At 36.2% G+C, this 22133-nt stretch carries 20 protein-coding genes; 19 read left to right on the top strand and 1 reads right to left on the bottom strand.

Features of this window, described 5'->3' with window-relative positions; translation table 11 throughout:
- Nucleotides 1-225 precede the first annotated feature (225 nt).
- The 9 genes from A3Q34_RS00730 (at nucleotide 226) to A3Q34_RS00690 (ending at nucleotide 12334) form a co-directional block, all read left to right on the top strand.
- A complete protein-coding gene (locus A3Q34_RS00730; RefSeq protein WP_231907401.1) occupies nucleotides 226-4281 on the top strand; it encodes a hypothetical protein in 4056 nt (1351 codons plus the stop codon).
- Between the two features lie 151 nt (nucleotides 4282-4432).
- Nucleotides 4433-5392 carry a DUF1186 domain-containing protein gene (locus tag A3Q34_RS00725; RefSeq protein ID WP_070373621.1) on the top strand — a complete coding sequence of 320 codons (960 nt, stop codon included), beginning with the start codon at nucleotides 4433-4435 and terminating at the stop codon, nucleotides 5390-5392.
- Between the two features lie 323 nt (nucleotides 5393-5715).
- Entirely contained in the window at nucleotides 5716-7050 is a 1335-nt protein-coding gene (locus tag A3Q34_RS00720; RefSeq protein ID WP_070373620.1) for a M16 family metallopeptidase, read from the top strand.
- Nucleotides 7051-8427 (top strand): M16 family metallopeptidase, encoded by a 1377-nt coding sequence (locus tag A3Q34_RS00715; RefSeq protein WP_070373619.1) that lies wholly within the window; start codon nucleotides 7051-7053, stop codon nucleotides 8425-8427.
- Nucleotides 8428-8609: 182 nt separating this feature from the next.
- Nucleotides 8610-9401 (top strand): PhzF family phenazine biosynthesis protein, encoded by a 792-nt coding sequence (locus A3Q34_RS00710; RefSeq protein ID WP_070373618.1) that lies wholly within the window; start codon nucleotides 8610-8612, stop codon nucleotides 9399-9401.
- Between the two features lie 647 nt (nucleotides 9402-10048).
- On the top strand, nucleotides 10049-10414 hold the full coding sequence (locus A3Q34_RS00705; protein ID WP_070373617.1) for a cupin domain-containing protein: 366 nt from the start codon (nucleotides 10049-10051) through the stop codon (nucleotides 10412-10414).
- Nucleotides 10415-10736: 322 nt separating this feature from the next.
- Nucleotides 10737-11231 carry a DUF2878 domain-containing protein gene (locus tag A3Q34_RS00700; RefSeq protein ID WP_070373616.1) on the top strand — a complete coding sequence of 165 codons (495 nt, stop codon included), beginning with the start codon at nucleotides 10737-10739 and terminating at the stop codon, nucleotides 11229-11231.
- Nucleotides 11224-11784: a chalcone isomerase family protein gene (locus tag A3Q34_RS00695; protein WP_083277843.1), complete on the top strand. Its 561-nt coding sequence runs from the start codon at nucleotides 11224-11226 to the stop codon at nucleotides 11782-11784. Before A3Q34_RS00700 ends, A3Q34_RS00695 begins: the two co-directional genes overlap by 8 nt.
- The gene (locus tag A3Q34_RS00690; RefSeq protein WP_070373615.1) at nucleotides 11777-12334 is read left to right on the top strand and encodes a DUF3833 domain-containing protein; all 558 of its coding nucleotides are present in this window, start codon (nucleotides 11777-11779) and stop codon (nucleotides 12332-12334) included. Before A3Q34_RS00695 ends, A3Q34_RS00690 begins: the two co-directional genes overlap by 8 nt.
- A gap of 1 nt (nucleotide 12335) precedes the next feature.
- On the opposite strand, the gene A3Q34_RS00685 is transcribed toward A3Q34_RS00690, so the two are convergent.
- Nucleotides 12336-13232, bottom strand: a complete 897-nt coding sequence (locus A3Q34_RS00685; protein WP_070373614.1) for a TIGR01777 family oxidoreductase — start codon at nucleotides 13230-13232, stop codon at nucleotides 12336-12338.
- 161 nt (nucleotides 13233-13393) lie between these two features.
- On the opposite strand from A3Q34_RS00685, the gene A3Q34_RS00680 reads away from it, so the two are divergent.
- The 10 genes from A3Q34_RS00680 (at nucleotide 13394) to A3Q34_RS00635 (ending at nucleotide 22105) form a co-directional block, all read left to right on the top strand.
- Entirely contained in the window at nucleotides 13394-13624 is a 231-nt protein-coding gene (locus tag A3Q34_RS00680; RefSeq protein WP_070373613.1) for a hypothetical protein, read from the top strand.
- Between the two features lie 667 nt (nucleotides 13625-14291).
- Complete coding sequence (locus A3Q34_RS00675) at nucleotides 14292-14861, top strand: LON peptidase substrate-binding domain-containing protein (protein WP_070373612.1); 570 nt, start codon at nucleotides 14292-14294, stop codon at nucleotides 14859-14861.
- An 84-nt stretch (nucleotides 14862-14945) separates the two neighbouring features.
- Nucleotides 14946-15563: a sigma-70 family RNA polymerase sigma factor gene (locus A3Q34_RS00670; protein ID WP_070373611.1), complete on the top strand. Its 618-nt coding sequence runs from the start codon at nucleotides 14946-14948 to the stop codon at nucleotides 15561-15563.
- Nucleotides 15556-16242, top strand: a complete 687-nt coding sequence (locus A3Q34_RS00665; RefSeq protein ID WP_070373610.1) for a ChrR family anti-sigma-E factor — start codon at nucleotides 15556-15558, stop codon at nucleotides 16240-16242. Before A3Q34_RS00670 ends, A3Q34_RS00665 begins: the two co-directional genes overlap by 8 nt.
- A gap of 34 nt (nucleotides 16243-16276) precedes the next feature.
- Nucleotides 16277-17236: a YbgA family protein gene (locus A3Q34_RS00660; RefSeq protein WP_070373609.1), complete on the top strand. Its 960-nt coding sequence runs from the start codon at nucleotides 16277-16279 to the stop codon at nucleotides 17234-17236.
- 188 nt (nucleotides 17237-17424) lie between these two features.
- Nucleotides 17425-18804, top strand: coding sequence for a deoxyribodipyrimidine photo-lyase (gene phrB, locus A3Q34_RS00655; protein ID WP_070373608.1), 1380 nt, complete (start codon nucleotides 17425-17427; stop codon nucleotides 18802-18804).
- Between the two features lie 67 nt (nucleotides 18805-18871).
- Nucleotides 18872-19333 carry a nuclear transport factor 2 family protein gene (locus A3Q34_RS00650; protein ID WP_070373607.1) on the top strand — a complete coding sequence of 154 codons (462 nt, stop codon included), beginning with the start codon at nucleotides 18872-18874 and terminating at the stop codon, nucleotides 19331-19333.
- On the top strand, nucleotides 19333-20049 hold the full coding sequence (locus A3Q34_RS00645; protein ID WP_070373606.1) for an SDR family NAD(P)-dependent oxidoreductase: 717 nt from the start codon (nucleotides 19333-19335) through the stop codon (nucleotides 20047-20049). Before A3Q34_RS00650 ends, A3Q34_RS00645 begins: the two co-directional genes overlap by 1 nt.
- Nucleotides 20050-20054: 5 nt before the next feature.
- The gene (locus tag A3Q34_RS00640; RefSeq protein ID WP_070373605.1) at nucleotides 20055-21326 is read left to right on the top strand and encodes an NAD(P)/FAD-dependent oxidoreductase; all 1272 of its coding nucleotides are present in this window, start codon (nucleotides 20055-20057) and stop codon (nucleotides 21324-21326) included.
- A 2-nt stretch (nucleotides 21327-21328) separates the two neighbouring features.
- Nucleotides 21329-22105, top strand: coding sequence for a DUF1365 domain-containing protein (locus A3Q34_RS00635; RefSeq protein WP_070373604.1), 777 nt, complete (start codon nucleotides 21329-21331; stop codon nucleotides 22103-22105).
- Nucleotides 22106-22133 lie beyond the last annotated feature (28 nt).

Genomic DNA, 22133 nt, shown 5'->3' with positions numbered 1-22133 from the left:
TATGTTACCTGTATGGGCGCATATTCACCCGCCCGACCATACAGGTGGATTGGTCAAGTTTAGATGACCACAAAGGCCACTTTTAGCTACGTGCACTGCTGGTCTTTGATGGCCACATTGTGACGTTATATCAAGAAGTGCATTACCTTTTAAAAATAAAAAGAGAGTTGCTTTGTTCATTAGCTTAAGGGCAAAATAAAAGAAAAACGTCACAAGGAGATATAAGTGAAAAATACAAAATTGACCTACAGTGTTTTTTCTTGCCTACTACTATTATTAATGTCGTGCTCACTTTTTGCCAAAGACACTATCCCTGAGCCTTTAACACCTTGGGTGTCTTGGGTATTGAAAGGGCACGAAAATCTATCTTGTCCTTTCATCAATAATACTAACTTTGCTGAAAAGCAGAATCATATTTGTGCTTGGCCAAGTACGCTGGTAATAGATGTAACAGACAGTTCAGCAACGTTTAAACAATCATGGCAGGTATTAACGAAAAGTATTATCCCTTTACCCGGAAATGTTAATAACTGGCCACTTGCGGTAAAGGTTAATAACAAAGACTTTCCTGTATTTAGTTATAAAGGCAAACCCGCTATTGAATTAGGCAAAGGTACTTATGTTATAGCAGGTCAATTTGAATGGTCAAAAATACCGCAAAGTATCGCTATCCCTGAACAATACGCCTTCGTTAAAATGACAATTAATAACCAAGTCATCGCCTTTCCTAAAATAGAAAATAATGAGCTATGGTTACAAAAGTTTGAAACGAGCCAAGAGCAACAAGACTCTCTTGATATAACGGTTGCAAGACGAATTGCAGACGGCGCTTATATAAAGCTTGAAACCTTCATGAGTATCAATGTGTCAGGTCAAATGAGAGAAGTAAAACTCGGCAAGGTACTGCCTGAAGGGTTTGAACTGATTGGCATTGAATCACCTGTTTCCTCATTTTTAGATGGTGACGGTATCTTGCACGCTAAAGTGAAACCAGGCAGTTGGGAAATAAAGGTGCTAGCTTATGCACCCGCTACTTTATTAACGTGGCAAAAACCTGAACAATCTCATCATTGGCCAAAAGAAGAAATTTGGGTTTTTGAAGGGCATGAAAACTTGCGACTGGGTAAAGTTGAAGGTGCAAAAATGGTTGATAGTAGTCAAGCAAATATGCCCAATGCTTGGTATGAGCTACCGAGTTATTTAGTTAATAACGACGATTCACTGCGTTATGATATTCAACATAGAGGAAAGCCCTTACATTTAGAAAATCAACTTAACTTGAAACGCACCTTATGGCTTTCATTTGATCATTCAACTTACACCTTTAATGATGATATTAATGGCGCAATGATCAATGATTGGCGTTTAAGTATGAAATCTCCTTATTTATTAGAGTCTGCAGAAGACCAAGATGGCTCAGTATTAATTACCACCAAAGAACCCAATGAAAGGGGCATCGAAAACCGTTATCCACAGGTGAAAATTGAAGCAAGAGGTATTATCAACTCAGCCAAACAACTACCTGTTAGCGGTTGGAACAACGATTTTGAGCGGGTATCATTGAAGCTAAATCTGCCTCCAGGCAATAAATTGTTTGCCGTGTTTGGAGCCGATACCGTGTCAAACAGTTGGTGGTCAAGTTGGTCAATTTGGGCAAGTTTTATTGTTTTATTATCTTCTTTAATGGCGAGTCGATTGATTAATGTCACCGCAGGTATTGCCACTGCGGTAATGCTGCTTTTTATATATCAAGAAATAAACGCGCCTGTGATCGCCATTCTTAATTTACTTTTGGCGATCGTTATTAAAAAGCATCAACCCTTTGAACGCATGAAAGTCTTAGTTAAGGCTTATTGGGGGATCAGTATAACGGTTGCTATTGGCGCGATATTATTATTTTCTGCAACCCAATTACGAACCGTGATACACCCTCAGCTGGAGTCACGAGAATCAAGTGCAGACAGTTATAGAGAACGAGTAGTTGTAAAAAACAAAGAAGCACAGATGAGCAGAAAGCGCAGTGATGTTATCTCCTCAGCAGATCTAATGAGTGCACCTGTTGAAAGAATCATAGTGTCAGGTAGTCAAGTGAAAATGGCTGAATTAATGATGGAGCGTTATCAATCTGATGCGTTAATGCAAGCTGGCTCTGGTATTCCAAGTTGGCAGTGGAATAGCTATCAAATTAATTGGAATAGTCCTGTTGCTAAAGATCAAACGTTCGAGGTGATTGTTTTATCAAAAACCATCTATAGGTTCATTAAGATACTGGGTATATTGTTGACCTTGATTTGGCTGTTTTTAATATTAAAAGAAGTCATTAGCGAGGCATACACTAAAATTAAACCTCCAGCAGTCGCGAGTATGTTGGCTTTATTGTTCTTAATGCCGAGTTATATACCTAATGTTGAAGCCGCCGATTTCCCCAATCAAAAGCTCTTAGATGAACTTAAGGTGAGGCTGACAGAAGCGCCATCGTGCGTGCCTGATTGTGTTGCTATCAATAGATTACACGTTAGCATTGATGAGAAAGAATTAACCTTGGTGTTATCTGTTCATGCTAATACTGCAACTGCGTTAGCTTTACCTAAGTCTGAATTTTGGCGACCAGAAAAATTATTACTAGGTGAGACTTCAGATGAAAATAAAATTGAAAGCTTAGTTAACTATAAAGGTTGGATATATATTCCTATTGCCCAAGGATTATCTACCATCACCTTGTGGGGGCAGGTGGCTCCCGTTGATGAATTCCAACTTGAATTTAAAGATAAGCCTAAGCACGTTAATATATCCTCTTCAGTCACTTGGGAAATTGTTGGTCGCCAAGCTGACCGGTTAACGGGCAATACCTTGGCCTTCTTAGCAACCAATACCGATAAAAAGGAAAACGAAAATCAGCAAATTTCAACTCGTTATAGTACACAGCCCTTTGTTAAAGTGACTAGAGAACTGACTGTTGACCAATTATGGACGATACGCACTAAGGTTGAACGAATAGCGCCGAATAGCGGTTCAATAAATATTAAGGTTCCTTTAATAGCCGGTGAAAATATTACCAGCGCAGAGGTTATTGTTGAAGATAATCAAGTGGCAGTTACTTTACCCGCAGGAGTTAACTTTTTTACCTGGACTTCTATCGTTGCTCAACAACAAGACCTTCGTTTGCACGCTAAGCCTGAACAGCCGTTAATTGAGCTATGGCGAGTGATTGTTAGTCCTGCGTGGCATGCAAATCTTTCTGGATTACCAATAATTCTAGAAGACCAAGACAATAATGATTATTATCGATACTCTTTCTATCCATATCCCGGAGAAAGCCTCGATCTCACCATTACCCGACCTGTTCCAGTAAAAGGTGAAGTGTTAGCCATTGATTCAGTGAATTACACCATTGAGCAAGGCACACGTACATCAACGCTAAGTTTATCTTTTGATTATCGAAGTACACGTGGTGGCGAGCATATTATTGAATTGCCGCGAAGTTATCAGTTAAAAGAAATTAGAACGGATAACAAACTGATTAATCTTCAATTAGAAGCCGATAAACTGGCAATTCCAGTACTGCCTGGTAAACATAATGTCCAGATACTGATGCGTGCCAGTGTTGAAGAAGAAATGTTGTTTTCTGCGCCAAAAATAAACTTAAATGCGCCAATAAGTAACATTACCAGTATTATTAATTTGAGTAGTCAGCGCTGGATACTTTCTGCTAAAGGTCCTCTACTGGGGCCAGCGGTACTTTATTGGGGGGAGTTGTTAGCTTTTATTTTATTAGCTTTACTCGTCTCAAGAGTGAATTTTTCACCCTTAAATACCGTGAGCTGGATAATCTTAGGCTTTGGCTTAAGTTTAAGTAATTGGGGAGTGTTAATGCTAATGGCGCTGTGGTTTGCTGCTATCACTGCTAGTACTTATCGACCAAAAAATATTAATCGACTTTCATATAATGCATCGCAGGTTTTATTGTATCTGTTATCGATTGTCGCCATCGTGTCGCTTTTACTTGTGGTTCCGGCCAGCCTGTTGAGTTCGCCTAGTATGGGTATTGAAGGTAATTATTCATACGGTAACCACCTGCAATGGTTTTCAGATAAATCGAGTGGTTTGTTACCCCAAGTATCGGTGGTGAGTATCTCAACCATTTTTTATAAAGGTATTATGTTGGTTTGGGTTATTTGGCTTAGTTTTGCTTTTTTAAGTTGGATAAAATGGGCTTGGAAAGCGCTTGGTCAACAGGGCTATTGGCGAAGTGAACTCAGTAAGCAACTAGACGAAAAATAATAGCTCGTTGCAACAAAACTAGATCTATTTGAAATATCAAATGAAAATTTGATTAGATCTAGTGCTTTCATTGGTAACGGCAATAGGAAGTGTTTATTATGTAACATTTGGCATTTGCCACCCATTATTGATTATTTAACGCGGAACTTACATGAATTTAGAACAAGCTTTATTGGTAATCGCTACTGCACATGGCAACGAACTACCTGTTGAAGCGCTAGAAGCAGTTAAAATGAATTGGTCAGTGTTTTATCCTGATTTAGAGCGACTCATCGATCAATTTATTACCGATGATACTTCGCTTACCGATGAGCAACAGGCGATTTTATTTTTCGGCACCTTATTACTAGCAGAATTAAAATATGTTCCCGCGTTGTCAAAATGTCTGCAGTTATTCTCGCGCAGTGATTCCTTTTTAACTCCCCTTGAAGGGGTGTTTGGAGATGCTCTTACTGAATTAACGCCAACCTTATTTTATAATGTGGCAGATGGTAATACACAAGTATTGTCTGATTACATTGTTGATGGTCATCAAGCGATGTACTGCAAAGCTTCTGCTATTGAAGCGGTGTTTGCTCAATACGAAGTGGGTGTCATTGATAAGACGGAATTAAGTGAACATGTAACTCGCTGGCTAGCAGCCTTTTTGGCTTTACCTAATCCAATCAGTAGTTTTTTAATGAGTGCATTAGCCGATTCTTGTATTGAATATCAACTTGATAATTTCAAACATCAGTTTGTAGAATTATGTGATAAAGACTTATTTGACGAAGACCGCTTTAAAAAATCTGAGGTAAAGGCCTGGCACAGGGGAGATGCACCTAAGCTGATAGAGTCTGGTATTATTCAGGCAGAGTTTAGTGTCGTTGATACGTTAAAGGCATGGATTGATGATGACTCTGAAGATGAGCTAATCGATACACTTCCAAGTGAAGGCCATGATATATTTGAGTCGTTAATGGCTGAAGGTGGTTTATTAGCTAATATCCTTTATGACGAAAAAACAATTTTAGAGAACAGCGTACCGGTGAGTTCATTAGCTATGGCTGGACGTAACGATCCATGTCCTTGTGGTAGTGGCAAAAAATATAAAAAGTGTTGCTTACAGTAAAACACAGCGCTGGCATTTACTTTAAAGAAAAATGATACAGCGCAAGTAAACCCGTGCCTATATTTATCTCGTCAAAATAGAAAAACCGCTCATTGAAAGATTAGCGGTTTTTTACTTTCTCAAGGGAATATTTCATTAAAATTAATCACTATATCAGTTATCTTTTGGATGATTAATTATACCAGTAAATGACATCAATCTGTCATCATCAATGTAAAAATCAACATTTTATTAACAAATTTCGTTTGACGCGTCTTTGTTGCTTGCACATTTATTTTTTCTCAATACAATCAATGACAATTAAAGTTTATAGTGAAAATAACATGAAAAAATTAATCCTAGCACTTTGTTGTGCTTTGGTAAGCTTGTCTGCAAGTGCCTTAACTACGCTTGAAGATGTTAAGTCTTTTACCTTAGACAACGGTATGACCATCATCGTATTAGAAGATCATTCTATCCCTAATGCCAACATGTATTTATTCTGGAAAGTAGGCTCTAGAAACGAATATCCTGGCATAACAGGGCTTTCACATTTTTTTGAGCACATGATGTTTAATGGTGCAAAAAAATACGGCCCTAAACAGTTTGACCGTTTAATGGAAGCTGCTGGTGGAGCTAATAACGCTTACACTTCCGAAAACATTACCGCTTATACTAATTGGTTCCCGGTTAGTGCAATAGAAACAATTTTCAGTTTAGAAGCCGATCGTATTGAAAACCTCGCTATTGATGAAGCTATGGTAGAGAGTGAACGTGGCGTAGTGACCTCTGAAAGGTCAACTCGGTTAGAAAATTCAAGTTTCAGTAAACTGCATGAAGAAGTAAAAGGCGTCGCTTTTCGAGCACATCCCTACAGTTGGGGGGTTATCGGTCATCAGTCAGACATAGATAATTGGTCGATTGAAGATCTCAAAGCCTACCACAAAACATATTATGCACCGAACAATGCTGTTGTGGTTATCAGTGGTGATGTCACCTTAGCGCAAGTAAAAAAACTCGCAAATAAACATTTTGCACCGATCAGTGCACAATCAAGCCCAAGAAAAGTACATACCGTTGAGCCTAAGCAACTCGGTGAACGCCGAACTTACGTGCAAAAGGAGTCTTCAACCTCTGCCAATGTATTATTTGCTTTTCACGTACCAGAAACTCGCCATGCAGATTATTATCCATTGAAAATGCTTGCCTCTATTTTGGGCGATGGCCAAAGTTCTCGTTTGTCTAGAAGTCTGGTCGACGATAAACAAATAGCAACAAGCGTTTTTACTTATATGCCGGATTCATTTGATCCCAATCTATTCTATGTTTTCGCTACCGCGATCAGTACGGTAAAAGCGAGTGTGCTTGAGCAAGCGATGGTGGCAGAAATTAATAATATTATTGTTAATAGTGTTACTGAGCATGAGCTCACTAAAACCAAAAACATTGCTCAGGTAGATTTTTATCGCACGCTTTCCACAATCAATGGTAAAGCAAATACGTTAGGGACATATGCGTTATTTTTTGATGATTATTCGAAAATGTTTACGGCAATTTCAGACATGAACAAAGTGTCAGTTGAAGACATTAAGCGTGTCGCGAGTACCTATTTAATAAAGTCTAACCGCACGGTTGGCATTTTAGCCGCTGAACAAGACAGCAGCGAAGGAGATTTATAGATGAAACATTCCCTTTTATTTATTTGCAGCTTTATCATGATATTAAGTCATCCAGTATTCGCTGAATTTACTTTACCCGATTATCAAAAGCTGACATTGAAAAACGGCTTAACCGTTTATTTGATGGAACAACATGAAGTCCCTTTAGTCGATATTAAAGTGGTGACTAAAGCTGGCGCAGTTAATGACGGTGACAATTATGGCTTAGCGAACTTTACGGGGACAGCGCTTGGTTTTGGCAGCGATAAATTATCAAAAAAAGAAATTGAAGATTTATTTGATTTTCACGGGGCTAACTTTAGCAACAGCGTTGGTATGGAGTCCTCTACGTTAAGCTTATCTATTGCCAGTAAAGATATTGATGGATTGTTGCCAGTATTTAGAGATATTTTATTAGCGCCAAGCTTTGACAATGAAGAATTTGTTAAAGAGAAAAAACGTCACCTCGAAAATCTAAAACAAAGTAGGGAACAACCTGGGCAAATTATCGGCGGAGCATTTAACCAGCTATATTTTCAACAACATTTATTAGGAAACCCTGTTGATGGCAATATTTCAACCATCGAAAAGCTTTCTATTAAACAAATAGAAACTTTTTACCAGGCGTTCTACTCAGCAAATAATAGTGCACTTATTGTTGTTGGCGACTTTAATAGCAAAAGTATGGAAAAAAAGATTAATGACTTATTTTCAGACTGGGCATCTAAAAATATAAGTGCTCCTAATTTAAAGAGCTTTAAAGCACCTGCAGAATCAAACGTATTGGTTGTTAATAAAAGTGATGCTAACGAAAGTACTTTTATCATAGGTGGTAAAGGCATAGCGTCTAATCATCCTGATATGGTTGCCATAAAAGTGATCAATACTATATTGGGTGGTAGATTTACCTCGTGGTTAAATGACGCATTACGTGTTAATTCGGGTTTAACGTATGGCGCGAGAAGTCAATTTAATAGCTACTCAACCGAGGGTACGTTTGTTATATCTACTTTCACTAAAAATGAAACAACCTTTGAAGCCATCGATTTAGCGCTAAAAACCTATGACAGGTTATGGGAGCAGGGTATTGATAAAGATACCTTAGAATCTGCTAAAGCTTATGTTAAAGGGCAATTCCCTCCAAAATATGAAACAAGCCGTCAACTGGCTGGTTTACTGGCTACTATGTGGGTTCAACAGCTTGATAATACTTTTATTAACGATTTTCAAAAAAATGTTGATGCGCTAAATGTCATCAAAGCAAATGAGATTGTTAAAACTGTTTTTCCAAGAGAAAACTTACAGTTAGTCATTATAGGTAAGGCTGACATCATTGGTGAAAAAGCAAAAAAATACGGTAAGGTAAAAGCAGTTGATATCAATACGGTTAGTTTTTAGATGTGTAACTAAAACGCATAACGCTAAAATTTTTAGCATATAAAATTAAGTGCGCAGTACTATACTGCGCACGTTGTAAACAGAGAGAACCCAACGAGAACAGCAACCATCGCTTTATTCAATAAGCCTCAATTATTGATAAAAAACACTGATAAATTGATCACACTGGAGTATTATTTTTAATGGAACTACAGATAAATGTTATAGATGCATTCACTGATGAGACGTTTAAAGGCAACCCCGCGGCTGTCATTATAACCTCAGACTGGCTGACTACAGAGCTTATGCAGTCTATTGCTATCGAAAATAACCTTTCAGAAACTGCCTTTGTTAAACGAATTAATAATCAAGCGTATGAAATACGGTGGTTTTCACCGATAACCGAAATTGATTTCTGTGGGCATGCCACGCTAGCGGCTTCATTTGTTATTTTTGCTAAAGATAACACAATTAAAGAAATTAACTTTTTCGCAAAGGCCGTGGGTGATCTGTCAGTTACAAAAACCCCCGATGGCCTTATACAAATGTGTTTCCCTAATAAAGAGCCTACAGTCGTAAATGAAATTCCTGCGGCGTTATTAAATGGTTTGTCGATTAATCCCATCGACGTTTTATTAAATGACCAAGCGTATTTTGTTATTTACAAAAATGAAAGTGATGTGCTCGCTGTTATCGCCAATAGTGACGAATTAAAGCAGCTTGCTCCTTATGATGTAGTGGTGACATCAACATCAACAGAGTTTGATTTTGTCTCTCGTTACTTCTGGCCTGCAAATGGTGGTGATGAAGACCCAGTAACGGGCTCAATTCATACTGGATTAACGCCTTATTGGTCTAAAAAGTTAAACAAAACCGACCTCACCGCTTACCAAGCTTCTAAGCGAGGAGGAAAACTGATGTGCCGCATAGAAGGAGATAAAGTTTATATCTCTGGTAAAGCGGTGAAATACTTAACGGGAACAATTACAGTGTAGCGTTATTGTTAAGTTGGAAACCTAAACTTAGACTAACACTCTCATACCAGGGTCTAAAAAGTTAAACAAACCCGACCTCATCGCTTACCAAGCTTCTAAGCGAGGAGGAAAACTGATGTGCCGCATAGAAGGAGATAAAGTTTATATCTCTGGTAAAGCGGTGAAATACTTAACGGGAACAATTGCAGTGTAGCGTTATTTTTAGTGGAAAACTTAGATTAACACTCCCATATCAGGGTCTAAAAAGTTAAACAAAACCGACCTCATCGCTTACCAAGCTTCTAAGCGAGGAGGAAAACTGATGTGTCGCATAGAAGGGGATAAAGTTTATATCTCTGGTAAAGCGGTGAAATACTTAACGGGAACAATTACAGTGTAGCGTTATTGTTAAGTTGGAAACCTAAACTTAGACTAACACTCTCATACCAGGGTCTAAAAAGTTAAACAACCCCGACCTCATCGCTTACCAAGCTTCTAAGCGAGGAGGAAAACTGATGTGCCGCATAGAAGGAGATAAAGTTTATATCTCGGGTAAAGCGGTGCAATACTTAACGGGAACAATTACAGTGTAGCGTTTTAGACAATTAAGGGCGCTTTACGCTATCGCTCAGTGGACATTAAAAATCACTCTCCCTTTAAGGAATCTCATGTTAAAAACACCGATAAATTTATTGAATAAGTTCACTCATTTTTCTGATCAATGGTCACCAAGAGTGGTTGCCCAAATGAATGACTATCAATTTAAATTGGCTAAAATTCAAAATGAATTTACTTGGCACTCGCATCCAGACACCGACGAAGTTTTCCTTGTTATAGAAGGTGCTATGAGTATTGAGTTTAGGGATGGCAAAGTGGACCTTCTTGCGGGTGAAATGTATGTTGTGCCAAAAGGCGTTGAACATAAACCTCATGCAAAAGATGAATGTAAAATAATGCTTATAGAACCTTCTGGTGTCGTTAATACCGGAGATTCACCAGGAGAGCTTACCGCTCAGAATGATCTTTGGGTATAAAGTATATAGCGATACTTTTATTTTGCTAACGGGCATTTTTACCCTATTGGCTTTTGTAGGTACAGCTCTCTAAACTGTTAGCACAGAACATTGCAACGCTAATAACCTCTAGTGTAATCATCATAGGTTTCACAATGTTACTTATGCGATATAAAACTTATACTATCAAAGCAAAAATGTATTTCCGTTTAATTTTAGCAATGGTGGTACCGCTAGCTTATATAAGAACAAATATTCCATATAAGTTGTGCTAAACCTAGGTGGATAGATCTTATTCTCTTATTGATACGTATATAGAAAAAAAGGTTGATTTGATAAATATATGTTGATTAATTTAATTGGTTTTAATGTTTCATGGTTTGGCTTGGTTTATTGGGGAAATAATTTTATTCCATTCGCCTTTATGCTTCTACTTGCCCACTTGTTTTTTCAATCTAAGAATTATAAAGAATTGTTGTTAATCTTGTTGGTCAGCGTCATTGGTATTGGTGTTGACTCATTATTACAGCAGCTCAATATTTTCATTTTTATTGAAAAAGCTCATATTCCTTTTTGGCTGATGATGTTGTGGGCTAGTTTTGCCGCCACCATTTGTCATAGCTTACAATTTTTGGCTTCTTCTAAGGTCCTGCAATTAGTGATAGGAGGATTAATATCACCATTAAGTTATATTGCTGGTTATAAATTATCAGCGGTTGATTTTGGTTATTCTATGCTTACAACTTATACCCTTTTAGCGTTGGTATGGGGGACATTGTTTATTTTGTTTTTTTATTTGAAATCAAAAATTATTACCCAAGAGGTAAATCATGCTTAAATTTTATGCTCGATTGATCGTTATCACCATGTTACAACAATTTATTACCGTTCAAGTGTTAGCAACTGATGATATCAAGCCAGACACATTAAATAATATTCTTACAGAGCAGGTTTATATACCTGTTGGTCAAACAACTTTTTCTGTGCTTTTTTGGGACTTGTACAAAAGTAAATTACTGACAACTTCTGGAAAATATCCTATTGAGTTAACGGATGAAAAATTGTTATACCAGATTAACTATTTGACTGACATTTCAAGTAAAGACTTAATTGAACGAACAGTCGAACAATGGCAGCATTTAGGTGTGCCAAGAAAAAACTTTGAACGCTATGTACCTATGCTTGAAAAAATATGGCCTGATATTAAAGAGGGCGATAGTTTGTCTTTATATGTCAGTAATAATAAGAGTACTTTTTATTTTAATAACGATCTTATTGGTGAAATTGAACAGCAAGAATTTAGTCAACTTTTTCTCGATATATGGTTATCAAAAAATACCAGTGAACCTAAGCTTAGGCTTGAATTATTAGGAATTAACAAAGATGAATAAATATATAAGAACTCTAGCTTTTATTACCACAAGCTTATTTATTTCTAGCTGTTCGGTAGAGTTAGAGGAATACAAACCAGTAGCTAAGCCATTTGATATAAAATCTTACTTTGATGGTAAGGTTATTGCTTGGGGAATAGTTCAAGATTATACCAATGAAGTTAAAAGACGTTTTTGTGTCGAAATTGAAGGAAGTTGGCAAGAAAATCAGGGGATACTTGCAGAAAAATTTTACTTTGATGACGGTGAAATAAGCTATCGTAATTGGCAATTGACTAAACTATCTGATGGAAGTTATGTTGGCGGTGCAGAAGATGTTGTCGGTGAGGCTATTGGCAAGCATCAAGGTTTTGCTTTTCAGTTTCAATATACATTATCGTTAAACCTTGATGGTGACATAATGGAAGTTGCTATGGATGATTGGATGTATCAGTTAGATGAAAATAAGGTCTTTAACAAAACTGCTATGTCTAAATTTGGTGTTCAGGTTGCTGAAATAACATTGTTTTTTGATAAGGAAACAACAAACCAAAGCTGTCAGTCTAATTAAGTTATTGTAGTAGGTCAGTTAAAGCGGCTTCAATTTTATTATGTTTAAAAACGAAACCGCTATTTAATAGTTTTTGTGGTACCACATTTTGTCCATACAGCAACAACTCTGCCATTTCACCAAAAATAAGTTTAAGTAGTGGGGCTGGCGTAGTGAAAAGGCTAGGACGATGAAGTGATTTTGATAAAGCTTTTGAAAATACTTCATTGGTTACCGCATTAGGAGATGTCATGTTTATTGGTCCTGACAAGTTGTCATTATCAATTATATGTAATATTGCAGAGACCATATCGTCAATGTGCACCCAAGACATAATTTGATCGCCCTTACTTATCTTCCCGCCAACACCTAATTTGAACGGTAATAACATTTTAGCTAAGGCTCCAGAACTCTTATCTAATACTATCCCGGTACGTAATAGAGCAACCCTAGTCTTTGCTGAACAAGCAAGTAAGGCTTTTTCTTCCCACTTTGCACAGACTTCATGAGTAAATTCTTGATGAAAATCTTTAAAGGTTTCATCAATGGCTTGACTGTTTTGTCGACCATATATACCAATTGCACTGCCAGAAATAAGCAAACTTGGTGGTTTTTCTGCAATAGAAATTAACTGTGCTATTTCTTCAGTAATATCCCATCTGCTTTGACAAATTCTATCTTTTTGCTCTTGTGACCAACGCTTATCAGCAATAGGCTCGCCGGCTAAATTAATAACAATATCAGTACTTTCTATGTTGGTAAGTAAGAGTTTATCAATAAACTGGACTTTTTTATTTATGACTGAACTTGCTGATTTTATATTTCGAGTTAACACCGTAATCTTGTTTGTTTCGGTATTTATAGATTTAATCAATGCTTGGCCAATGAGGCCAGTTCCACCGGTAATAAGATAATTCATAGGTACATCCAATGATTAGAATAACTAAATTAATACGTAGTATTAATCTTATAAGATCATTCAAAATTGTTTTAATATTTTATCAAAATATTGTGAACTTTGTCTTTTTTTATGCGTAATTTGAAATGAAATTAACTCAATAAGCTTATAAGGGAAGCAAAGTGAAATATTTTAAAGTATTAACAGTAGCCATTATAAATATGTTTTTTCTACAAGCTTGTAATGATGATAAAACAACAGAGACACAAAAAGAAAAAATAACCATTGTTGATGCTGCTATTAGTATTGGCAGTTTTACTACATTAGTCGCAGCACTTCAGGCTACAGGAATAGATGCAATATTATCTAACACCAAAATATCTGTTGGTATCGATACCGTAATTCTTGATTAATAGGTCGTATTACATTTTCTAATGAGTTGATTTTATGCCCCAGCCTATGGGGCTTTTTTTGCTTATTATTTACTTTTAAGTGATCGATTATCTGGCCATTAACGTATAACCGAACATGACGATAACAGTTAATCTTTATCGACATAGTGACTCTGACTAAGACATAGTTTTACCCTTTAATGCATAACTTATTTATATGCATATTTTTACGCCCCAGCCTATGGGGCTTTTTTTTGCTTATTATTTACTTTTAAGTGATCGATTATCTGGCCAATAACGTATAACTAAATATGACGATAACAGTTAATCTTTATCGACATGACATAGTGACTCTGACTAAGAAATAGTTTTACCCTTTGATGCATAACCTATTTATATGCATATTTTTACGCCCCAGCCTATGGGGCTTTTTTTTGCCTGTTACTTATCTTTATGTGATCGATTGCTTGTTTTTTAACGTATGACAAACCATGACGGTAATAATGAACAAGTAATCTCTATCGGCTCAGATCAAAGCATAGTGGCTTAACTGAATGTAGTTTACTTTAGATGCATAGACCACATAGATAGATGTTTTTACACCTCTGCTTATGTGATTTTAATGTAATTGTGATCATTTTGTGTCCATAAACGTATATATTAATAAGATAATAGAAGTAATAAATATATGAAAATAACTACAATCAATTTACCTGTTTTTCCTTTGCCTATATTCCTTCTACCTGAGGGAATCACCAAATTAAGAATATTTGAAGCCCGCTATTTAAAAATGGTGGGTATTGCTTCTAAAAATGGTGGCTTCGTTATATGGTCAAAGAATAGCAATAATGATATTACCAATTCACTGTGGGGAAGTTGGGTCGAAATTATTAATTTTGATCAAGGAAATGACGGAATATTAGAAATTGATGTCAAATGTAAATCATTAGTAGAAATTAATACGTTAACCTTAGATAGCGATAAATTGTATTTTGGTGATGTAAAGCAAATTCATCATTGGTCACAATCTTCAGTCGATACTTCACTCTCTGAGTTGTCAGAGTCTTTAGCAAACGTGTTCACGAACAATCCGGACTTAGATGATTTATATCAGCAAAAAGAAATCACTCGTCCAACTTGGGTTATTGCAAGATGGCTAGAGCTGCTACCAATAGATTTAGACATTAAAGCTACATTTATTATTGACCATGATTTTCAAGCGGCAAAAGAATTGGTTCAATCTGTTATAGATAAATAAATATAAATATATTTAGTTATTAGTGATCTTTATTCATTTTTATCCGTATAAGCATTTAAATATAATAAAACGGTGATAGAAGTGATGCAAACTAACTTGCTAAGCACAGTGACAAATGTTAAATCTAGTAACATGACAGAAAAAATTAATCATCCTCAGCTTTGTCAGTGGCTTAACGACGTTGCAAGCACAAGAGATAAAAAAGCATTCACCGATTTGTTTCATTTTTTTGCACCTAAAATTCAACGAATTGCCCGGGGTAAATTCCCTAATGAAGCACAAGCAAGCGAAGTGGTTCAAGAGACCATGAGTAATATTTGGCGCAAAGCCCATCTATTTGATAAAGACAAAGGAGCTGCTACGACTTGGGTTTATACAGTCATGCGAAATGTAACTTTTGATATGTTACGTAAGATTAAGGGCAATAAAGAAGACAACCTCAGTGATGACATTTGGCCATTAGCAGAAAGCCAAGTAAGTGAAGATGAATCATTTGATGATCATCTTGAAAATAAAGAGCTTTTATCAGTAATTGAGAAATTACCAGAAGCGCAACAGCAAGTTGTTAAAGGTTTCTATTTTATGGAAATGTCTCAAGAACAACTAGCGAACCATCTAAATCTACCTCTAGGTACTATAAAATCTCGTTTGCGTTTAGCTTTAGCAAAACTCAAAGTGCAGTTAGGAGAAAATCATGATTAAACATCACCCAAAATTTGAGTTAATACAGTCGTTTGTTAATGGTGATTTACCGGCTTCTTTGTCCGCAGGTATCTCCATTCACGCTAGTATGTGTTCAACTTGTCAACAGAAAATATCACTGTTAACTGACCAGGTAGCAGAATTGAATTTTGATGAGTCAACTACAAATACTACTCACAGTGGTGGCGATTTAGTTTCTGAAGGTATTTTAGCGATAAATTTTGATGACATGATTAATGGCATCACAGATTCTGATGCGGTTGATGTTATGCAACCCGTTGAAACAAAAACAATCAGTTTTAAAGATAAGTCTTATCAATTACCTAGCGTATTGAATAATATGATGTTGGGAAAAACAGCACATATAGGTAAACTAGCAAGAAAACGTGTACAGCTTGATGAAAATGAAATTCATACTAATTTGTTGCACATGGAGCCAACCGGCTCTGTTCCTCAACATACCCACAAAGGTTTTGAGTTAACGTTATTATTAGAAGGTTCTTTTCATGATGAAAAGGGTGAATATGTAAAAGGTGACTTTATTATGCTTGATGGTGAGCATCTTCATAATCCAATTTCAAGCAATGGTTGTCTTTGTTATACTGTAGCTAATGACGCTATGCACTTTACACAGGGCATTAATAAATTACTGAATCCAATAGGTTCCTTTATCTATTAATTAAGCAGATGTTCTAAAATTTTTAGGGAAAAATATGATTCATTCAGTCGACAAAGAAGATTTACTTATTGGCATTAGTGCTTGTTTGCTTGGCGAGAAAGTTCGCTTTGATGCAAGTAACAAACCTTCTACTTTTTGTATAAAAGAATTTAGTAATCACGTAACGTATAAATCTTTTTGTCCTGAAGTCGCAATAGGTTTACCTATTCCAAGGCCGACAATTCGTTTAATAAAAAAGGACGATGTCATTCATGTATCTCGTCCTGATGGCAGTGGTGATGTTACACAAGCACTTCAGCTTTACGGTGAAAAAGTCGCCAAAGCGACTAAAGATTTAAGTGGCTATATCTTTTGTGCTAAAAGCCCAAGTTGTGGTATGGAAAGGGTTAAAGTTTATAATCCAGAGGGTCACGCGTTACCTTCTAACGGCATAGGTGCGTTTGCTAAAGTTATTATGGAAGCTAACCCACTACTGCCTTGTGAAGAAAATGGTCGCTTAAACGATATGGTGCTCCGTGAAAACTTTGTCGCTCGTGTATTTGCTTACAAGCATTGGCAAAATCTCATTGCTACAGGGCTAACTAAACACAAATTAACAACATTTCACAGTAAATATAAGTACACAGTAATGAGTCATGATTTAATTGCTTACAAAGATCTAGGTCGATTGTTAGCGAGAGCAGATATGCCGCTTGCTGATATGGCTGACGAATATATTTTAGGGCTAATGACTGCACTAAAAATAAAAGCGACTCGTAAAAAACACGCAAATACTCTTGCCCATATTCAAGGATATTTTTCACAGCATCTAAAAGCTAATGAACGACAAGAGCTGTGTGATCAGATAGATGCTTATCGTGAAGGACTTGTGCCATTAGTTGTTCCTTTAACGTTAATCAAGCATTACCTATTACAATACCCTAAAGATTATTTAACAAATCAATCTTATTTAGCACCTTATCCTGACGCACTAAGGTTAAGATATTCATATTAATGCTTATCAAATTTAAGTCATTTGCTTTACAAAATAGAGCATCAGTCAAACGGCAGATGTTTATTTTATAAAGTCTTGTATTCATTATAAAATAAAGCATCAGTCGTTGGCTGTTTAACCATTAGCAATGATTATAAAATTTGTTAAACGGGCAAAATTACTTTCAGTCAATGATAAAGGAATAAAATTTGTTACTTTGGTTTCGCAATGATCTTAGAAGTCATGATAATCCCGCATTACAGTATTTTTTAAAAAACAATCAAGATAATGCTCCCCTTAAAGCCGTTTTTTTCATCTCTGAACAACAATGGCAGCAGCATGATTGGTCTGCTATAAAGATTGATTTTATAAAACGCCATGCCATAGCACTTCGCGAAGAGCTTTTGTCAGCTGGTATTGAGTTAGAATTAGTTGACGCCGCTACCTTTGAAGATCAGGTTTCATACTTACAAGCTCGTTGTGAAAAAGAAAATATCAATGAGATTGTTGCCAACAGTGAAGTCGAATTTAATGAACAAAAACGTGATAAAGCTATTGTTGCACTGGGTATAAAGCTCAGTTTATTTGAAGCTGATGTTATTGTGCCTAAGGGAAAAGTTCTTAATTTATCTAACCAGATGTATAAGGTTTTTACTCCTTTTAAACGTGCCTGGTTGACTTATGTTAAGCAACATAGCTTTGATTATTTAGGTAAAATAGCAACTAGTACCGCTAAAGTATCGTCAGCAGATACTCTTTCTGATGCAAGTATATCTTCTGGTTGGCCACTTGTTGGTGACATTGAAAAACATGTACTTCCTACTTTCTTTAATGAAAAAATATCTGATTATCACGATCAAAGAGATATCCCTTCCATTAAGGGCACCTCGGGATTGTCACCTTATTTAGCCGCTGGTGTCATTAGTCCCAGGTATATATTAAGAACTTTAATTAACGCCTACCCAGACATATTAATCGCTTCAGATAGTCAAGAATTTTCATGGTTAAATGAAATCATATGGCGTGAATTTTATAGAAATTTAATGTTTCATGAACAAAGGCTTTCTAAACACCAGTGCTTTAATGAGAAGTACCAAGGCGTTCATTGGCATTATGATAAAGGTTTGTTTGATGCTTGGTGTCAGGGTAAAACAGGATATCCACTAGTAGATGCCGCCATGAGACAACTCAATCAAACGGGTTGGATGCATAATCGACTTCGTATGGTTGTCGCAAGTTTCTTGACTAAGCATCTATTAATCGACTGGCGTCTTGGTGAAAAGTATTTTATGAGTCAGCTAATCGATGGTGATTTAGCCTCTAATAATGGTGGCTGGCAATGGGCAGCAAGTACCGGTTGTGATGCACAGCCATACTTTAGAATTTTCAACCCGATAAGACAAAGTGAACGTTTTGATCCAAAAGGCATTTTCATCCGTAAGTATTTACCAGAGTTGGGAAGTGTTCCAGATAAAAATATTCACTTTCCGCATTTGTTTATAGAAAAAAACAAAAAAAATATTTACTGGCCACCAGTTGTTGACCATAAAGAAGCTAGGTTAAAAGCTCTCGCTTTCTATAAGGTATAACTGGCTTACTTATAATTTTAGCTAATCAAACTTTCTATGATTAGCTAATGCCATTACGGTAACAGCAATGCAAAATAATGCCCCACAGGATACATCAACCACTTCGCCGTTTTGGTTAAATAACTTTGTTAACGTTTATCAAACTCTTTCTACCGACAACCTAGATCTTCTGTCAAAGATTTATCATCGTGATGTTATTTTTATTGACCCCATTCATGAGCTTAAAGGCTTTGATAACTTATTTGAATATTTTCAAAATTTATATCAAAATCTATCGACTTGTGATTTTGTTATTACTAATATTATTGCTGAAAAAGATCAAGCTGCTATTTATTGGACGATGTCATATCAACACCCCAAGTTGAATAAAGGTAAACTTATCAATGTAATAGGCCACTCCCATATTAAAGGTTATGAAGATAAAGTCATTTACCACCGAGATTACTTAGACCTTGGCGCAATGCTTTATGAACAATTACCTGTTTTAGGTAAGCTAATAAAATTAATTAAGCAAAAGGCGGCAAAGTAATGGCAATTCGTACTGTTTTAATCACAGGCGCCACTTCAGGTATTGGCCACGCTTTATATGAAAAATATTTAGCGCAGGGTGACAATGTTATTGCTTGTGGACGTGATAAAAGTAAATTAGATAAGCTGTGCAGTAAGGCTTTTAAAACATTGGTATTCGATATGACCAAACCTGCCCAGATAGAGTCTGCTGCTGTTGATATCAAAGAAATCGATATCATGATATTAAATGCAGGCGACTGCCGTTACATCGACGATGCTAAGCATTTCGACGGCAAACTATTTAGTGATATTATTGCAACAAATTTATCCTCACTAGGTGCTCTTTTAGAATTTTTCTTACCGCTCACCAATAAAGGTGGGCAGGTGGTATTTGTTAGTTCAAGCGCAACAATCGTTCCTTTCCCAAGAAGTGAAGCATATGGTGCCTCAAAAGCAGGTATGGATTATTTAGCGAATAGTTTACGACTTGATCTGGTGGCTGAAAATATTGGTGTAACATTGGTACATCCTGGATTTATCAAGACGCCTCTAACAGAAAAAAACACCTTCGATATGCCGTTTCTATTATCTAGTGAAGAAGCCGCTGCACGAATTTTTAAAGGTGTTAACCGCCGAGCTAATTATTTGCACTTTCCAAAAAGGCTTACGTTGACCTTAAAGTTATTCTCTTTTTTACCTGCATCTCTTTGGCAATCAATTATTTTAAGGAAATAAAAAGCATGAAGCACATTGCTATTATTGGCTCTGGTATCTCTGGTTTAACCGCGGCTTATTTACTCTCAAAAAAGCACCAGGTAACTGTCTTTGAAAAAAATGACAAAATCGGTGGTCATACCGCCACAGTAGACGTTGAAATTGCGAATGAAACTTTTGCCATAGATACAGGTTTTATTGTTTTTAACAATAAAACTTACCCTAATTACTTGGCTTTATTGTCAGAGATTGGTATTGGTAAACAAGCTACTGAGATGAGTTTTTCTGTTCACAACTGTCAAACAGGACTGGAATACAATGGCCATAACTTAGATACTTTATTTGCGCAAAGAAGAAATATATTTAATCCAAAGTTCTGGTTTCTGGTTAAAGAAATATTACGCTTCAATAAACTTTGTAAAAGTATTTATCAGCACAATGATTATCAGGAAGGGTTAACATTAGGTAAATTTTTAACTGATAATAATTTCAGCGCATTTTTTGCTGAGCATTACATTTTACCCATGGCTGCTGCTATTTGGTCAAGTTCATTAGCGCAAATGGAAGATGTTGAATTTAAGTTTTTTGTACAATTTTTCCATAACCATGGTTTACTTAATATCGCTGACAGGCCTCAATGGTACGTTATACCAAAAGGCTCTAGAAGTTACTTAACGCCATTATGTGCGCCATTTAAAGATAATATAATACTTAATGCTGATATTTCAGGGATTACGCGTAGCAACGACAAAGTTCACTTGCACTTTAACGAGCGCGCTAGTGAGACCTTTGATGAAGTTGTTATTGCCTGTCATTCAGATGAAGCCCTTGCCTTGTTAAATGATGCAACTGATAATGAAAATAGCATCCTATCTGCTATGCCTTACAGTGCCAATTCTGTGATTTTACATACCGACAAAACACTTTTACCTGATCGCGAGAAAGCGTGGGCAAGTTGGAATTACCAGCTCAGTCAAGATCGCTCTAAGGCAGCAAGTGTTACTTACAATATGAATATTTTGCAAGGCATAGAAAGTCAGCATACCTTTTGTGTGACATTAAACCAGAAAGAAGATATTGATCCGAAAAAAATATTAAGAGAATTTACCTATCACCATCCTATTTTTTCTGCTGATTCAATCACCGCTCAAAAAAGCAGATCACTCATTTGTGGTGTCGATCATACGCACTTTGCCGGAGCTTACTGGCATAATGGCTTTCATGAAGATGGTGTTAGAAGTGCTGTGGAAGTGGCTAATAAGTTTGAATGTTATATAGCAGCTACTGTTAAAGGCTAAAAATGTCTGAATTATTCAACAAAAGCAATATTTATCAAGGTAATATAATTCACCGTCGCTTTAGTCCTAAGGCGCATAGTTTTGATTACTCTTTGTATATGCTCGCGATAGACGTTGATGATGTAGAAAATAATAGTAACAGTATGGGGATTTTTGGTTTTTCGTGGTTTCATCCTTTACGCTTTGTTGAAAAAGATTATGTCAAGGGTGAACTATCCTCTCTTAAGGATCGTATAAAACAAAAAGTTGTTCTATTAGATGGACACAATGAGATAGCTAAAATTGTCATGTTGGTACAAGTTAGATGTTTTGGTATATATTTTAGCCCAGCTAATTTTTATTTTTGTTATAACGAAAAAAATGAATGTACTCAAATGTTAGCAGAGGTTAGCAATACCCCTTGGAATGAAAGACATTTTTATCTAGTTAATTTACTCAATAAAAAAACGGCTAACACCAGTAAAAAAGAGTTTCAGGTTTCACCCTTTATGGATATGGCAATGACATATTTTTGGCATGTAAAGCCGCCGTCATCTGAACACGATAAGCTACTGGTTAAAATTGAAAACAAAACAATTAATGAAGAGACAGGCGAAGTAAGTAAATTATTCGATGCCAGTCTTGTTATGAAAAAGAAGCCATTTACTAAGAAAAGTTTGTTGGCAATCTGGTGTCAACTTCCTGTAATGACAGTAAAAGTTGTTTGGGGCATCTACTGGCAAGCAGTAAGGTTGTTCGTTAAACGGATACCCTTTATTGGCTATCAAAAATCAAATTAATATATAGATTGTAAAATAAGATTAAGGA

The organism is Colwellia sp. PAMC 20917 (assembly GCF_001767295.1).
GTDB lineage: Bacteria > Pseudomonadota > Gammaproteobacteria > Enterobacterales > Alteromonadaceae > Colwellia_A.
Note: the sequence above shows the minus strand (reverse complement) of the source record. Positions and strands in the feature narration are given on the sequence as shown.

What these genes read in the sequence shown, in the direction of transcription:
- A3Q34_RS00725 (WP_070373621.1), top strand. Translation starts at nt 4,433, where the DNA reads ATGAATTTAGAACAAGCTTTATTGGTAATCGCTACTGCACATGGCAAC.
- A3Q34_RS00720 (WP_070373620.1), top strand. Translation starts at nt 5,716, where the DNA reads ATGAAAAAATTAATCCTAGCACTTTGTTGTGCTTTGGTAAGCTTGTCT.
- A3Q34_RS00715 (WP_070373619.1), top strand. Translation starts at nt 7,051, where the DNA reads ATGAAACATTCCCTTTTATTTATTTGCAGCTTTATCATGATATTAAGT.
- A3Q34_RS00710 (WP_070373618.1), top strand. Translation starts at nt 8,610, where the DNA reads ATGGAACTACAGATAAATGTTATAGATGCATTCACTGATGAGACGTTT.
- A3Q34_RS00705 (WP_070373617.1), top strand. Translation starts at nt 10,049, where the DNA reads ATGTTAAAAACACCGATAAATTTATTGAATAAGTTCACTCATTTTTCT.
- A3Q34_RS00700 (WP_070373616.1), top strand. Translation starts at nt 10,737, where the DNA reads ATGTTGATTAATTTAATTGGTTTTAATGTTTCATGGTTTGGCTTGGTT.
- A3Q34_RS00695 (WP_083277843.1), top strand. Translation starts at nt 11,224, where the DNA reads ATGCTTAAATTTTATGCTCGATTGATCGTTATCACCATGTTACAACAA.
- A3Q34_RS00690 (WP_070373615.1), top strand. Translation starts at nt 11,777, where the DNA reads ATGAATAAATATATAAGAACTCTAGCTTTTATTACCACAAGCTTATTT.
- A3Q34_RS00685 (WP_070373614.1), bottom strand. Translation starts at nt 13,232, where the DNA reads ATGAATTATCTTATTACCGGTGGAACTGGCCTCATTGGCCAAGCATTG.
- A3Q34_RS00675 (WP_070373612.1), top strand. Translation starts at nt 14,292, where the DNA reads ATGAAAATAACTACAATCAATTTACCTGTTTTTCCTTTGCCTATATTC.
- A3Q34_RS00670 (WP_070373611.1), top strand. Translation starts at nt 14,946, where the DNA reads ATGCAAACTAACTTGCTAAGCACAGTGACAAATGTTAAATCTAGTAAC.
- A3Q34_RS00665 (WP_070373610.1), top strand. Translation starts at nt 15,556, where the DNA reads ATGATTAAACATCACCCAAAATTTGAGTTAATACAGTCGTTTGTTAAT.
- A3Q34_RS00660 (WP_070373609.1), top strand. Translation starts at nt 16,277, where the DNA reads ATGATTCATTCAGTCGACAAAGAAGATTTACTTATTGGCATTAGTGCT.
- A3Q34_RS00650 (WP_070373607.1), top strand. Translation starts at nt 18,872, where the DNA reads ATGCAAAATAATGCCCCACAGGATACATCAACCACTTCGCCGTTTTGG.
- A3Q34_RS00645 (WP_070373606.1), top strand. Translation starts at nt 19,333, where the DNA reads ATGGCAATTCGTACTGTTTTAATCACAGGCGCCACTTCAGGTATTGGC.
- A3Q34_RS00640 (WP_070373605.1), top strand. Translation starts at nt 20,055, where the DNA reads ATGAAGCACATTGCTATTATTGGCTCTGGTATCTCTGGTTTAACCGCG.
- A3Q34_RS00635 (WP_070373604.1), top strand. Translation starts at nt 21,329, where the DNA reads ATGTCTGAATTATTCAACAAAAGCAATATTTATCAAGGTAATATAATT.